General features: G+C 68.1%; 8 protein-coding genes. 2 read left to right on the top strand and 6 right to left on the bottom strand.

Annotation, left to right across the window (positions count from 1 at the left end; genetic code table 11):
• Window positions 1-4: 4 nt before the first annotated feature.
• A complete protein-coding gene (locus F6B93_RS11220; protein ID WP_211699166.1) occupies window positions 5-883 on the bottom strand; it encodes a haloalkane dehalogenase in 879 nt (292 codons plus the stop codon).
• Between the two features lie 181 nt (window positions 884-1,064).
• On the opposite strand from F6B93_RS11220, the gene F6B93_RS11225 reads away from it, so the two are divergent.
• Window positions 1,065-1,631 (top strand): TetR/AcrR family transcriptional regulator, encoded by a 567-nt coding sequence (locus F6B93_RS11225; RefSeq protein WP_211699418.1) that lies wholly within the window; start codon window positions 1,065-1,067, stop codon window positions 1,629-1,631.
• 38 nt (window positions 1,632-1,669) lie between these two features.
• Entirely contained in the window at window positions 1,670-2,536 is an 867-nt protein-coding gene (locus F6B93_RS11230) for an alpha/beta fold hydrolase (protein WP_211699167.1), read from the top strand.
• A 44-nt stretch (window positions 2,537-2,580) separates the two neighbouring features.
• Here F6B93_RS11230 and F6B93_RS11235 read toward each other — a convergent pair whose 3' ends face one another.
• The 5 genes from F6B93_RS11235 to F6B93_RS11255 all read right to left on the bottom strand — a co-directional run bounded on the left by F6B93_RS11235 (window position 2,581) and on the right by F6B93_RS11255 (window position 13,782).
• The gene (locus F6B93_RS11235) at window positions 2,581-4,467 is read right to left on the bottom strand and encodes a CocE/NonD family hydrolase (protein ID WP_211699168.1); all 1,887 of its coding nucleotides are present in this window, start codon (window positions 4,465-4,467) and stop codon (window positions 2,581-2,583) included.
• A 17-nt stretch (window positions 4,468-4,484) separates the two neighbouring features.
• A complete protein-coding gene (locus tag F6B93_RS11240) occupies window positions 4,485-6,647 on the bottom strand; it encodes a substrate-binding domain-containing protein (protein ID WP_211699169.1) in 2,163 nt (720 codons plus the stop codon).
• A 33-nt stretch (window positions 6,648-6,680) separates the two neighbouring features.
• Complete coding sequence (locus F6B93_RS11245) at window positions 6,681-8,897, bottom strand: malate synthase G (protein ID WP_211699170.1); 2,217 nt, start codon at window positions 8,895-8,897, stop codon at window positions 6,681-6,683.
• Window positions 8,898-9,145: 248 nt separating this feature from the next.
• Window positions 9,146-11,929 carry a PE family protein gene (locus F6B93_RS11250; RefSeq protein WP_211699171.1) on the bottom strand — a complete coding sequence of 928 codons (2,784 nt, stop codon included), beginning with the start codon at window positions 11,927-11,929 and terminating at the stop codon, window positions 9,146-9,148.
• Between the two features lie 173 nt (window positions 11,930-12,102).
• Window positions 12,103-13,782, bottom strand: a complete 1,680-nt coding sequence (locus F6B93_RS11255; protein ID WP_211699172.1) for a PE family protein — start codon at window positions 13,780-13,782, stop codon at window positions 12,103-12,105.
• Between the last annotated feature and the right edge of the window lie 81 nt (window positions 13,783-13,863).

Here is a 13,863-nt window from a genome sequence, read left to right on the forward strand (position 1 = left end):
CCGGCTAGACGGTGCCGAACCGATCGACGATTGCCGTGGCGATCCGGTCGGGGGCATCTTCCTGGATGAAGTGCTTGGCGTCGGGCAGTTCGACCAGGACATGATCGGGGAATGTCGCGCGCATCCGCGGGATCATGGGTCCGGGTTTGAATGCGAAGTCCTTCATTCCCCAAATCAGCAGGGTGCGTTTGGCGCCCAGCGTCGCTGGTACCTCCCGGGCCAGCCGCTGAAGGAGGGGTCTGGCGGCCAGTATCTGTTTCGGCATTTCGGCTACGCCCACTCGGGCTGCAGGGTTGGGCTGCACCGCTCGGTAGTGCTCCATGACTGCCGAGCTGAGTTGGTGTTGGGTTCCGACCGGTATCAGTCGCTCCACGAAGAAGTTGCGCTGCAGAATCGCGTACTGCAAAGGCGGGCTGGACATCACCTTGCTGAACGCCTTCATGGTCAGCGCGTCCGTGGGCCAGAACCACGTGTTGCCCAACACGACGCCGCGCACTCGATCGGCGCGCTCCACCGCGACCGCCATGCTGACCGGTCCACCCCAGTCCTGGCCCATCGTCAGGTAGCCGTCGAGGCCAAGGTGATCGACAAACTCGCCGACAACCCGCGCGTGCTCTTCGATCGTGTATCCGAATCCCGAGGGCCGCTCCGAAAGCCCAAAACCGAGATAATCGGGCGCGATACAGCGGAAGCGGTCCCGCAACGCCGCGATGATGTCCCGGTACAGGAAGCTCCAGGTCGGGTTGCCGTGGCAGAACAGGATCGGCGGGCCTGTGGCGCTCGTGGGGCCCTCGTCGATGAAGTGGATCCGGCCGCGTGAGCTGTCGAACCAGCGCGACTCGAACGGGTACAGCAGGGGATCCGGGGTGAATTCGAGGCTCATGGCACTCCTTATGATCGCGCTCCCGATGCTAGCCGCCATGGTCGCGATCGGCGGCCGCGGGCCTGACACGCACGTATAGCGGTCAAACACGCTCAAACCTTGGACTAGCATCCCTGGGGTGACAGCTGCGGACGCGGACCGGCGACGCTCCAATCGGCGCGGCCTCGCGACGCGTGAAAGTATGCTGGAGGCCGCACTCCAGTCGTTGGCATCCGGCGATCCAGGGGCAGCGTCAGCAAATCGTATCGCCAAGGAAATCGGCGCCACGTGGGGAGTGGTCAAGTACCAATTCGGCGGCGTTGACGGATTCTGGGCCGCGGTATTGCACCGTACCGCGGTGCGCTGCCAAGCGTTACCGTCGCCCGCGGTCTCGGCGGGTCAGTTGCATGAGCGAGTTTCGGTGATCATCGACATCTTGTACGAAGGCCTGACGTCCACCGATTCCCGTGCCATCGAGACCTTGCGCAAAGCGCTACCGAACGATCGCGTCGAACTTGAGCAGCATTACCCAAAGACCGCAGTCGCACTGTCGAAATGGCAGCATGGCTGGGCGCGCGCCTGTCAGGAGGCATTTGCGGGTCTACACGTCGACCCCAACCGCGTTCGTGAAGTCGCAGCGTTCATCCCAGGAGCGATGCGGGGAATTACCTCCGAGAAGCAGCTGGGCACCTACACCGACCTGGACCAGGCCCGCCGCGGACTCACCAACGCGATCGTCGCCTATTTGGAGAATTCGGATTCGAGCTAGTACTCGCCGTCGCGCGCTCGCGATGGTATGCCCGAAGTGTGAGATCAGCGAGTGTCCGGCAGTGGTGCGACGGTGGACGATGGGTGCAGACAGATCTGGGCAAGGTCTTCGTTCGGTCGGGACCGGGCGAATCGCCGACGGTCCTTCTGCTGCACGGCTATCCCTCGAGTTGCTACGACTTCCGCCAGGTGGTCGAGCACCTGGGCGGCCGAGCCTGGGTGACGATGGACTTTCTCGGCTTCGGTTTGTCGGACAAACCCCGCCCGCACCGCTACAGCTTGCTGGAGCAGGCCGACCTGGTGCAGACCGTGATCGCCGCAGCCACGATCGGCCCAGTTGTGCTGCTCGCCCACGACATGGGCACGTCGGTGACCACCGAGTTGCTCGCGCGCGATCTGCAGGGTCGCCTGCCATTCGAGCTGCGCCGCGTCGTGTTGAGCAACGGCAGCGTGATCTTGGAGCGGGCTAGCCTGCGGCCGATCCAGAAGGTCCTGCGCAGCCCGCTGGGTCCGGTTGCTGCGCGGTTGATCAGCCGTGGCGGCTTCAACCGGGGGTTCGGCAAGCTGTTCTCGGCCGAGCACCCACTGGCGCTGGAGGAAGCACAGGCCCAGTGGGAGTTGTTGTGCTACAACGACGGCAACCGCATACCCCACCTGCTGATCAGCTACCTCGAAGAGCGGGTGCAATACGCGCAGCGCTGGCACGGGGCGGTGCGCGACTGGCCCAAACCGCTCGGGTTCGTCTGGGGACTCGCCGATCCTGTGGCGACGACGAACGTGCTGGCTGGATTGCGGGAGCTGCGCCCGAGTGCTGACGTCGTGGAGCTGCCGGGGTTGGGGCACTACCCGCAGATCGAGGATCCCAAGGCGTACGCTGACGCCGCGCTGGCGCTGCTCGTCGAATGACGATCAGCTCATAGCGGTGAGAGCCGAGGGGCCGGCTGCCCCGGCTAGCGCCGCACGACCGGTAGATCGACCCGGGAAGCGCGTAGCCGGCTGCGGTGGACGTGCAGCACCGGTGGTCCGCCGGGCAGGATCGCGAAGTGGCTGGCGTCGGCGCCGGCGATGGCGACACGGATCTGGTGCCCCGGTTGGAACAGGTACGAGGTGGGCAGCAGGTCGAACGTCAGCTCCGCGATCTCGCCCGCGACAAGAGCCTGCGCGTCGCTGCGCTTGAACGTTCTGTAGGGGACCGGCTGGCGGTACCGTGGCGGCGCTTCGCTGAGCCGACGGTTGATGGCGCGCAACTGACCCTCGGTGATGTAGACGACGTGGCCACGCTCATCGACGTCCTCGAGATAGACAAAAAACGTGCCGTCGCTGGTGGTCGAGGTGACAAACAGGGTGACGACAGGATGGCCGGTGACTTCGACGGGATGACGAAGCGGCGCGGACGTATAGGTCAACAGCTTGGCGTCCTGGATGTTGCGGTCCGGGTAGCGAACGTGTCCACCGATGCCGACTTGCGCGCGCCAGCGGGAGTGCTCACCGGTTCCGGCCGTCCGGTCCACGACATAGTCGTCGGCGCCGGCATCGGAATCGGGCGCATCCAGACTCAGCTGTCGCGCTGGGGCGAAGTAGTAGCTTTGCATGGTGGCGGGCGGCGGCCAGGAATCGGCCGATTTCCAACGGTCTTCCACCATGGTGAAGTAGTGCACCGGCGGTTCCGAACCGATGCCGGTGTCACGGCCCCTGAGGTGATAGTCGCAGAACCGCAGTAACTCGCCGTCGTGATCAAAACCTGGCTTGCTCAGCCCGCGGAGGGGATCGACGTGCCAGCCGCCAGTATGGTTCCACGGTCCCAGCGTCAGCCGGCTGCCCGAGTTGGAGAGGGTAAGAAAGCGCTTGACCGCGGAATGGGCATACCCGCCGTCGAACCAGCCGCTATAGCTGTAGACAGCGGCTCCCGACGCCTCGATGTCGTGCCAATAGTTGTGCGGACTGATCAGATTGATGCTGCCCGACTCATCGATGGGCGCCCCGATAGGCTCGAAGCCGCTGCCGAGTTGGCGATGGTAGGGATCCGATGGGGCTATGTCGTCACGAAACGTCAACGACAACGCTTGCTCATGGACGTCGTAGTTGTCGCGATGCGCGGCGATAGCCTCCGCCCGCAGCGAGCGGTCACGGTCGCCTTGCACCGGCGCAACGCCAGTGAGCGGGAGCTTCGCCCACCACCCGACGACCTCATGCAGCGCGTTGCGGTCGAGGGCTTCGTTGTAGCGCCCCCATGTTTCGGTGAACCAGGTGGCGTGAATGCCGCCGGGGAAGGCGATATCGGTGAAGGCGTCGAACAGCGCGAAACACGGCGCGATCACCTCCACCGCTGGGTGCTGGTTCACCAGCAGGAGCTCAGCCGCCGTGCCGTCGTACGAGTTTCCCAGCGCGGCAACCTTTCCGTTGCACCACGGCTGGCGCACGATCCAGTCGACAATGTGGGCGCCGTCACGGATCTCGTCCGGTGACCACTCACAGACGCGGGCACCATAGGACGCACCCGACCCGCGTACGTCCACGTCGACCCACGCATAGCCGCCGGCAACGAAGCGTCGTCGGCGCCGTTTGTCTCCGGCGATGTGCTGAAAAGGCAAGCCTGCGAAGACCATCCGCAGAGGCCAGCGTAGTTGCATCGACCGGTAGTAGCGGGTCTGGTGCAGGATCGCCGGTACCCGGACGCCGTTGGTGAGGCCCGCGGGAAGATAGAGGTCGATGGCGATCCGCACGCCGTCACGCATCGTCACATAGCAAGAGGAATAACGCATTCCCCGATACTTTGGGCGCCTGGGTTCTGGTGGTTGTGGGGGGTACCAGGCCGCATCCGAGCCGCTGTACGCCATCAGGGGTAGCCCGGCGATCAGCCCAACAGGATGGTGACTGCGGTAGCGAGGTCGGGGGAGGCCGACGTGCTCAAGTTTTGGTAGGTGCCCCCACTGAGCTGCGCGACGGCTTCCCAGGTTGCCCGGTCTGGGTCGTCGCCAAAGTCAATGATGTTGACCGCGATCGGTTTTGCCGGGTCGGCGCTCGTCCGGATGAAATCTTGTAGCCCCGGCCCATCGAGGGTTTGATCGGTGTGCGGCCCCGCTGTAATGACGAGAATTGAATTAGCTTGGCCGTCATGGTAATTGGCCAGCATGTCCTGATAGATCAACCGCAAGGTGGTGAACGACACCGCGCCGCCGTTAGAGGAATACTGTTTGTTCAGCGCCGCTGTCAGGGCCTCTGAGCGGGGCTGCCCGTCGACGGGGTCGGCCAACGGCCCGGCCGGCACCTCGGTTCGTCCCTCCTGACCGTCGAATGTCCACAAGCCGACGACCGCACTGGGCGGCATTCCGCGAATCCGGTTCTCCAGCGCCGCAATGACATTGTCGAGCCGGGACTTGCCGCCTTCGTCCTGGGGCATCGACTGGTCGAGCATGATGGTGGCGGCCACGCCGTTCGATGGTGCGCCCATACTGTCGGCCAGCGTGGCGCGGGTGGCCTCGTCACCGACCGACAGTGTCGAAGACAACGCCGGAAAGCTGGTCACGGGGCTGGCGGGCGGTTCCACATCGTTAACGCGGAAACCCGCCTCGGCGAGCTTCGCGAGTTGCTCTGGCTTATGCATATACCGGGAAAACGCACTGGCCGCAGTGGTCTGCTCTTGCGACAGCCACGAACCGCCAAGCAACACCGTCGGATAGTCGGCGACCGCAACTGGCCCGGGCGGTAGCCAGAAGCTCAACGTGTTCTTGGCGTCCGACAGCGACTGGCCGCGCTCGAACAGCGCTTGCTCCGTGGTCACCACTGCATGCACCGGTGCCGCCGCCGAATCACCCGGTTTGAGTAGCGCGTTCATCGCTTCCGTGAGGGAGTCATCGGCGAGCTTGGGTTGCGCGCTCATCAGGGTGCGAACTGCACCTATGCCGGCCGTCGGCGACGCACCCGCCGGGGCGGACGCGGCCGCTATTGCTTCGCCGGCCAGCAACGACGCGTCTGCATTGCCGGCGATCGGCAGTGCCAGGCGCAGCGAGCCCCACGTTGGCAGGTCCAGGGCGGCCAGCGAGTCGGGGGTGGACTGCAGGCCGGGTAGTGCCGCCCAGTCCTGATTGGCCAGTGCCGGCTGCAATTCCGGCCGAACGGCCACGAGCACCGGCGATGTCACCAGTGGGCGGCTGTCGCTAATCGTTTGCGGACCTGCCGCAGCGGACAGCCGCGCGGCGGAGATCGAGCTGGCGGGGATCCACAATCCCGGTCGGCTGCCAAGGTCGCTCGGCCATTCGCCGATGAATCCGCCGACGACGGCGTCGGAGCCCGCAGGTTTCACGGCCACTGCGACGCAGCGGTCACCGATCGGACCGGCCGACGCGTTGTAGCTGTCGGCAAAGTCCTTGACGTAGCCGGCAATCGACGCGTCAGCGATGACCGCGACGGTGTCGTTGCCTCCGACGCAGCTCGCCGCGGCCGTGTGCGAACGGTTGGACAACGCGTCACCGAAGAAACTCCACAGGATCACCCCTGCGACCACCACGATGACGGTCACAAAGGCCACGATTACGCCGATGCTGACGCCACGTCGTCCGCCGACACCGCGGTGACCGCCCTGAGATTCACCGAGTCCCCGATGGCCGGCGCGCAACGGCGGCGGCGCGATCGCTGACGGATCCGGACCCGCTGGTTCCGAGCCTGCCGGGGGCGATGAAAAATCGGGGTACTCGCCCGCGCCCGCGGGCGCGTAGGCGCCAGCGGCAGGGTAGTGGCCCGCGTCGGTGGGGTGGGTCGCATCCGGGTACGACCCGTAACCGCTCTGCTGCGGGGACGTCGGGGGCTCGTCGCCGGCCCGGACGTTGTTGTCGGTCAGGGGGTCGGTCAGCTGGTCGGTCGCGGTTGGTTCAGCAGCCGCCTCGTCGAACCCGCTGCCGGCCTGGAGGTCAGCACCGTGATCGTCTAGCTGGTAGCCCCGGTCGTGTTGTTCTGCGGGATCTTCGTCAGAAGGTTCATCGGCGGAATCCTCAGGGTCGGGCTTGCTGTGCCTACCCATACCAGTCTCTGCGTCCTCTCCGTCCCAGATTGCCTAGCGGCCGTCACCGTCGCCGGCCTGGGCCTTAAACTCGCGCCGTCGGCGATGCAGGATCGGTTCGGTGTAGCCGTTGGGCTGCTGCCCCCCGGACAGGATCAGCTCTTCGGCGGCCAGGAAGGCGATGCTGTCATCGAAGTTCGGCGCCATCGGTCGATACGCCGAGTCTGCAGCGTTTTGCTGATCCACCAGCGGCGCCATTCGCTCCAGGCTGGCGCGAACGTCCTCACTGGTAATCACCCCATGGCGCAACCAGTTGGCCAGGAGCTGGCTGGCGATGCGCAACGTCGCGCGGTCCTCCATCAGCGCCACGTCGTGGATGTCGGGCACCTTCGAGCATCCGACGCCCTGGTCGATCCAGCGGACCACATAGCCCAGGATGGACTGGCAGTTGTTGTCGACTTCCTCACGGATCTCGTCCGGAGCCCACGCCAGTTCCTTCGCCAGCGGGATCGTCAACAGCTGTTCGATGGTGGCGCGTTTTTTGCCGGCCAGCTCCTGTTGCACCGCGACCACGCTGACCTGGTGGTAGTGCATCGCGTGCAGAGTGGCCGCCGTGGGCGAGGGGACCCACGCGGTGCTGGCGCCGGCGCGGGGTTGGGCGATCTTGGTGTCGACCATGTCGGCCATGAGCTCGGTCATCGTCCACATGCCCTTGCCGATCTGGGCGCGGCCGCTGAATCCGGCAGCCAGGCCGGCATCGACGTTGTTGTCCTCGTAGGCCAGGATCCACGGCTGGCTCTTCATAATGCCTTTGCGCACCATGGGGCCGGCCTCCATCGAGGTGTGGATTTCGTCGCCGGTGCGATCCAGGAATCCCGTGTTGATGAACACGACGCGGTCGGCGGCGGCCTTGATGCACGACCGCAGGTTAAGAGTCGTGCGTCGCTCCTCATCCATAATGCCGATCTTCAGGGTGCCCTGGGGCAACCCCAGAACGTCCTCTACCCGGCTGAACAGCTCACACGTGAATGTCACTTCGGCCGGACCGTGCATCTTCGGCTTGACGATGTAGATCGAGCCGGTGCGGCTATTCACCAGCGGACCGTTGCCCTTGCTGGCTTTCAGCCCGTGAATCGCGGCCAGGCCAGTGAACAGCGCATCCATGATGCCCTCAAACACCTCGTTGCCGTCGGCCCCACCGTTGTCCACGAGGATCGCGTCATTAGTCATTAGGTGACCCACGTTGCGGACGAACATCAGGCTGCGTCCGGGCAACGTGAACTGGCTCCCGTCGGGCGCGATGTAGTCGCGATCCTGGTTGAGCACCCGGGTGAACGCCGAGCCATCTTTGTCGACTCCGGTGGACAGATCGCCCTTGTTGAGTCCGAGCCAGTTGCGGTACCCCAGGACCTTGTCCGCAGCGTCGACGGCGGATACCGAGTCTTCGAAGTCCATGATCGTGGTGATCGCAGATTCCAGGATCACGTCCTTGACACCGGCGCGGTCGGTAGCGCCGATCGGTGACTCGCGATCGATCTGGATCTCGATGTGCAGGCCATGGTTGACCAATAGCACCGACGTCGGCGACTGAGCATCGCCGGTATAGCCCACGAATTGGCCAGGGTCGGCCAACAGTCCGGTGGATAGCTCGTCACCGGGCAAATAGACCAGCAGCTGGCCGTCATCGACGCGGAAACCGGTGGCGTCGGCGTAGGAACCTGACGACAGCGGCACGGAGTTGTCGAGAAATTGGCGAGCGTAGGCGATCACTTTGTCGCCGCGAACCGTGTTGTAGCTCGTGCCCTTGTCGGCACCGTCGCTTTCGCTGATGACGTCGGTGCCGTAGAGGGCGTCGTACAGAGAGCCCCAGCGCGCGTTGGCCGCGTTCAGCGCAAACCGCGCGTTGAGCACCGGGACCACCAGCTGCGGGCCGGCGGTTGTGGTGATCTCCGCGTCAACACCCGACGTGGTGATGGTGAAGTCGTCGGGTTCCGGGAGCAGATAGCCGATCTCGGTGAGGAATTGGCGGTACGCATCCACGTCGATGGGCTCGATCACCCGATGCCGGTGCCACTTATCGATCTGCGCCTGCAGCTCATCGCGGGCGGCGAGCAGAGTCTGGTTCAGCGGGGTCAAGTCGGCGACAACCTTGTCGACGCCGGCCCAAAAGCTGTCGCGGTCGATATCGGTGCCAGGCAGGGCCTCCTTGTTCACGAAGTCGTAGAGCACCCGGGCGACGCGCAAGTTGCCCACCGACACGCGGTTTTTCATTACTTCCTCCCTTACTGGCAATTCGCATAGCGTACCGGCCGACAGCGCGACTACCGCATCGGGCGACCCACAACAGCAGGTCACGCCGCCGAGCGACGCCGACAGCAGTACCGCGACGCGCTGCGCGCTTGCTCGCTGGCAACAAAGGCCCGGTGTCGGCAGCTATCCGGAGGTCACCGTAGCCGCTGCGATCATACGGGCCGGTGCTGATGGCCGCCTTCGGGGCGGTCCAGGTTGGGCGGCTCGGACTACGCCCCGTTCGATCCGTTCTGGCCCAGCAGCGTTCCGCCGGTACCGCCGGTGCCACCGAACCCACCGGTATCGCCGTTGCCGCCGTTGCCGCCGTTGCCGATCAACTGCGCATCGCCACCGTTACCGCCGGCTCCGCTCGGGAGTACGCCGCCGCCGGCAGTGCCGCCGGGGCCGCCGTCACCGATCAATGCGCCCATGCCGCCGTTGCCGCCGCCCCCGCCCGAGCCGAGCGTGCTGGCTCCGCCGGCTCCGCCGGATCCGCCGTGACCGAACCACCCGGCACCGTTGCCGCCGTCGCCGCCGACGCCGCCTCCGGCCGCGCTGGGGCCCCCGGAGCCACCCGACCCGCCGTGACCGAACCACTGGCCGCCGTGGCCGCCGTTACCGCCGGTGCCACCGGCAGTAATGCCAAAGGCCGCGGCGCCGGTGCCGCCGGCTCCGCCGCCGCCGATCAGCCCGACGGCGTTGCCGCCATGACCGCCGGTGCCGGCGGTGCCGTTGGTCGCACTGCTGTCGCCACCCCTGCCGCCGTCGCCGGCCAGGGTTCCACCAGTACCGCCGTCACCACCATCGCCGTTGTTGAAGCTAAAGCCACCGTGACCGCCGTGACCGAACAGCCCGGCGTTGCCGCCGTCACCACCGTCGGCCATCGAGTCGAAAGTGCCGCCACCGTGGCCACCCTGGCCCAACAGCCACCCGCCGGCGCCACCAGTACCGCCGTTACCGCCACCGACGCCGTTGAGCCCGCCCGCGAAGCCGCCGGTGCCGCCATGGCCGATCAGCCGAGCAGCCCCGCCCGCGCCGCCGCTGGCGCCGCCCAACGGCACCGAACCACCATCGCCGCCGCTGCCGTACAACAGCCCGCCGGTGCCGCCGGTCCCGCCTCCGGCACCGATGAACACATCGCTGGCCCCGCTGGCCCCGCCGGCTCCGCCGTTGCCGAACAGCCCGACGGCATTGCCGCCGGACCCACCGACTCCCGCGGGACCCGCGGTGCCGAGGCCGCCGACGCCGCCGGCGCCGCCATCGCCGAAGAACCATCCACCCGACCCACCGGCGCCGCCGGCAAGTCCGGTTGCGCCCGGCCCGCCGACTCCTCCCGCGCCGCCGTTGCCGATCAATCCCGCAGCCCCGCCGGCACTGCCAGGCTGGCCGGCCAGACCGTTTCCACCGTTGCCGCCATTGCCGTACAACAACCCGCCGGCGCCACCAGGTTGCCCGGGTGCCCCGTCGACACCGTCGCCGATCAACGGGCGCCCCAACAGCGCCTGGGTGGGTGCGTTCACCAGGTCAAGTGGATCCCCAAAGAGAGCCCCGCCCGCGCCGTTGGTGCCGGCAGGGCCTAGGGAATCCCCAGGTCCACCAGTGCCGCCGTCGCCAATCAGCCGGGCGTTGCCGCCGTTGCCGCCGGTGCTGGCGGCGGTGCCGACGCCGGCCGCTCCGCCATTCCCGCCATTGCCGAACAGTGCGGCGTTGCCACCGTTTCCGCCTGTGCCGCCCGCTCCGGCACTGGATCCGCCGGCCCCGCCGGCCCCGCCGTTGCCGAAGAATTGGGCGCCACTTCCGCCGTTGCCACCCGTGCCGCCGGCGAAGCCGCCCACGCCGACTCCGCCGGTTCCGCCAACCCCACCGTCGCCGATCAGCCCGACCGCGGCGCCGCCGTTGCCGCCGGCACCATTGGCACTGCTGTTGCCGCCGTCACCGCCGTTGCCGAACAGCGTTCCGCCAGTGCCGCCGTCACCTCCGTTACCACCCCGGACCGCGAGCCCGCCGTCGCCGCCGTTGCCGAACAGCCCGGCATTGCCGCCAGTGCCGGCGCTGTCGCCAGCGCTGAAGGCGGAGCCACCGCTACCACCGTCGCCGTACAGCCAGCCACCGGTGCCGCCGTGGCCACCCTCGCCCCCACCTGGGCCGGCGATGCCGACAAAGCCGCCGTGGCCGCCGTGGCCGATCAGGCGTGCATCCCCACCGGCCCCGCCGGCGGTTCCGCCCCAGGGAACGTAGCCGCCGTCGCCGCCGTTGCCATACAGCAGCCCGCCGGTGCCGCCGGCCCCGCCCGCACCACCGGCAATGAAGCTCGTGTTGGACCCTCCGGCCCCGCCGGTCCCGCCGTTCCCGAACAGCCCGACGGCGTGGCCACCTGCCCCACCGGACCCGCCTGGGCTGCCCGCGCCAGTGCCGAGGCCGCCAATGCCGCCATTGCCACCATTGCCGAACAGCCACCCGCCGGCTCCACCGGACCCGCCGGCAAGGCCGGTTGCGCCCGCTCCACCGATGCCACCATTGCCGCCGTTGCCGAACAATCCGGCATCCCCACCAGCACCACCGGGCAGGCCGACACCGCCATTGCCCCCGTTGCCGCCGTTACCGAACAACAACCCCCCTGGCCCGCCCGGCTGTCCCGGCCCGCCATCGGCGCCATCGCCGATCAACGGGCGCCCCAACAGGGCTTGCACCGGCGCGTTCACCACATCGAGTGCGGCCGCCATCGGTGACGCGTTGGCCGCCTCCGCGCTGGCGTAGGCCCCAGCACCTGCGGTCATTGCCTGCACAAAGTGTTCGTGAAACACCGCGGCCTGCGCGCTGAGCGCTTGATAGGCCTGGGCGTGTGCGCCGAACAGCCCGGCAATCGCAGCCGACACCTCATCGGCCCCGGCAGCCAGGACGCCCGTCGTGGGAATCGCTGCCGCGTGATTTGCGACGGTGATCATGGATCCGATGCTGGCCAAGTCGGCGGCCGCCGCTACCACCATCTCCGGGGCCGCCACCACGAACGCCATCATGGGCTCCTCTCGGGTCAGTAGCCGACTGTGCCTGGGCAGCGCTGTCGCGACGAAACCCGCCACGAACATCCAACCATGCATTTAGCTGCGATTGTGTCTCTTTGTTATCCGGAGCGAGATCACCGCCCCCGCAATCACTCGAACCGGCGTCCAGCCGCCAAGCTGGGCGGCTACCCCCCGTTGGATCCGTTCTGACCGAGAAGCGTTCCGCCGGCGCCGCCGTCGCCGCCGGGCCCACCGGAATCGCCGGGCCCGCCATCTCCGCCGTCGCCGATCAGCTGGGCATTGCCGCCGTCGCCGCCGGTACCCGGGGTGTTGCTGAGGCTCGCTCCGGCGGCGCCCCCGTCGCCGCCGTTCCCGATCAAGGCGGCGTTGCCACCGTGGCCCCCGTTGCCACCGGCACCGGTGCCGCCGGCACCGCCGACCCCACCGGATCCGCCCGCCCCACCGTCGCCGAACAGGAGGGCGCCGTGGCCGCCGTTGCCCCCGTTGCCCCCGGCGCTGGTTGAAAAGCCGGTCCCGCCCGTCCCGCCGACGCCGCCGCTGCCAATCAACCCGATGGCATTTCCGCCGTGACCACCAGTGCCGACACCACCGATGGCACGGGCGGTACTGCCACCGTTTCCGCCATTGCCGATCAGCATCCCACCGGTGCCGCCGATGCCACCGACTCCCTCGGACCCGTTCCAGCCGCCGTTACCCCCGTTACCGAACAGCCCGGCGTTGCCGCCTGCGCCGCCCGCGCTGTTCGGACCGCCGAAGGCAACGGAGCCGCCGTGGCCGCCATGACCGAACAGCAGCCCGCCGTTGCCGCCAGCCCCGCCCACGCCATCAATGTGCTCCAGGCCGCCATGACCCCCGTTGCCGATGAGCCCGGCGTTGCCGCCGGCGCCAGCAGCGCTGCCGACTCCGCCCCCGTCGGCGCCGCCGCGACCGCCGTTCCCGTACAGCCAGCCGCCATTGCCGCCGCGGCCACCGCTGCCGTCCGGGCCGCCTGCCTCCACACCGCCGATGCCGCCGTCGCCGATGAGCCGCGCGTGGCCGCCGTCTCCACCCTGGGCGCCGCCCCCGATGTCGAAGCCGCCGGCACCCCCGTTGCCGTACAACAACCCGCCGGTGCCGCCATTGCCGCCGGCGCCGCCGCTGCCGGAATTGCTCAAGCCGCCCGCTCCGCCGTCTCCGCCGTGGCCGAACAGGCCCACCGCGGTGCCTCCGACACCGCCTGGACCCGCGGCGCCGCTGCCCGTAGCGGCTCCGCCGCCTCCGCCGTTGCCGCCATGGCCGAACAGCCATCCGCCAGCCCCGCCGGCCCCGCCGGCAAAGCCGGTCGCCCCGGGCCCGCCGATCCCACCGTTGCCACCGTTGCCGAACAACCCCGCATCACCGCCGGCACCGCCGGGCTGACCGGCCACCCCGTTGCCCCCGTTACCGCCATTGCCATACACCAACCCGCCGTCGCCGCCGGCCTGGCCCGGCGCCCCGTCTGGGCCGTCACCGATCAACGGCCGTCCCAGCAACGCCTGCGTATGCCCGTTGACCGTGTCGAGTGCAGCCTGCAGCGGTGACACGTTGGCGGCTTCAGCACTCGCGTAAGCACCCGCACCGACGGTCATGGTCTGGACAAAGTGGGCGTGAAATGCTGCGGCCTGCGCGCTGAGGGCCTGATACGCCTGACCGTGAGCGTCGAACAATGCCGCGATCGCCGCCGACACCTCGTCCGCTCCGGCGGCCAACGCCCCCGTTGTCGGAACCGCCACGGCCGCGTTGGCCATGCTGATCGTCGACCCGATACTGGCTAGATCCGACGCCGCGGCCGCTACCGCGTCCGGGGCCGCCAGCACGAACGACATTAGGGGCTCCTCTCGCCGCTGCCGAAAACCCAGTAGACCGACGACCGGCTACCGTGCGATCCCCGCCCCGCGGATGCACGA

It is taken from the genome of Mycobacterium spongiae (assembly GCF_018278905.1).
Lineage (GTDB): Bacteria > Actinomycetota > Actinomycetes > Mycobacteriales > Mycobacteriaceae > Mycobacterium > Mycobacterium spongiae.

Coding starts and splice junctions, on each gene's coding strand:
- F6B93_RS11220 (WP_211699166.1), bottom strand. CDS start 883: ATGAGCCTCGAATTCACCCCGGATCCCCTGCTGTACCCGTTCGAGTCG.
- F6B93_RS11225 (WP_211699418.1), top strand. CDS start 1,065: ATGCTGGAGGCCGCACTCCAGTCGTTGGCATCCGGCGATCCAGGGGCA.
- F6B93_RS11235 (WP_211699168.1), bottom strand. CDS start 4,467: ATGGCGTACAGCGGCTCGGATGCGGCCTGGTACCCCCCACAACCACCA.
- F6B93_RS11240 (WP_211699169.1), bottom strand. CDS start 6,647: ATGGGTAGGCACAGCAAGCCCGACCCTGAGGATTCCGCCGATGAACCT.
- F6B93_RS11245 (WP_211699170.1), bottom strand. CDS start 8,897: ATGAAAAACCGCGTGTCGGTGGGCAACTTGCGCGTCGCCCGGGTGCTC.
- F6B93_RS11250 (WP_211699171.1), bottom strand. CDS start 11,929: ATGGCGTTCGTGGTGGCGGCCCCGGAGATGGTGGTAGCGGCGGCCGCC.
- F6B93_RS11255 (WP_211699172.1), bottom strand. CDS start 13,782: ATGTCGTTCGTGCTGGCGGCCCCGGACGCGGTAGCGGCCGCGGCGTCG.